The organism is Pseudomonas sp. FSL W5-0299 (assembly GCF_005930655.1).
Taxonomy (GTDB): Bacteria; Pseudomonadota; Gammaproteobacteria; order Pseudomonadales; family Pseudomonadaceae; genus Aquipseudomonas; species Aquipseudomonas mandelii.
In genome coordinates this window covers 1-889 of sequence record NZ_RXHX01000103.1, presented here as the reverse complement: position 1 = coordinate 889, position 889 = coordinate 1, and the positions used below count along the sequence as shown (strand labels likewise).

The 889-nt window shown below is 44.2% G+C and carries 1 protein-coding gene; it reads right to left on the bottom strand.

Annotated features, from left to right (window positions below; translation table 11 throughout):
- Positions 1–33: 33 nt before the first annotated feature.
- Complete coding sequence (flgB, locus tag FHL16_RS33815; protein ID WP_019821357.1) at positions 34–447, bottom strand: flagellar basal body rod protein FlgB; 414 nt, start codon at positions 445–447, stop codon at positions 34–36.
- Between the last annotated feature and the right edge of the window lie 442 nt (positions 448–889).

Here is an 889-nt window from a genome sequence, read left to right as displayed (position 1 = left end):
GGCCACAATTACCGCTCGCAAGCCCTTGCGCTACTAATCACCTCGCAGAGCTTTGAGCAAACCTTTGAATGCTCCATTCAACCGAGTAAAAGCGGCGTCGAAACGTATTCCATTTTCTGTGTATTTTGCGACCTCGACCTGCTGATCGACAGTATTTTGATCAATGGCAGGTTGAGCTGGTGTGCTGTAAAGCAACGCACCTCCGTAAATATCACCTGCTGATTCTTTTTCGGTAACGTGTTTTACATTTGTTGTTTTCAAATAAAACGGAGTAGCAGGAGTTTCTGTTGTCTGGCTTGCAAGCACAGTAGAAAAATCTAAGTCTCGGGCCTTGAAGTTCGGCGTATCAGCGTTTGCGATATTGTTACTCAGGATCTCAGCTCTTTGACTACGATAAATTAACGCTCTTTCTGCGAAGCCAAGCGCTTTCTCAAAATTAATACTCACGCTAAATCACCCTCAGTAGCGCTACTATTTCCCATGAACATCGAACACTTAAGTGTTGACGCGGTGCATCCAGGTTCAGATATGCAGTTCCAGTAAAGAAACTAAAAAAACATCTTCCCCTTGAAAGTTAACGGAAACTTACAAAGTCACGCACCTCAAACTGATACTCAGTAAATAGCGGTGTGACGCTGGAAGATCGAGACCTTACGGATTAAATAGCGTGTTCCTCAAGAGAAATATCGCAACCTGACACAACTGTAATATTCACCTAAGGTTCCTGACAGGGGATGAGTCTTATAGTCCTATTGAGCCTTAAGCTCACCCCTAAGAATCATCACTTGATGTGGATTCGGGGGTTACCAATACTCATCCGAGGAAATTCAAATGAACCCCATCAAAACTTTGTTCGTCATCGCAGCCCTGACCGTCTCTTCTTTGGCCT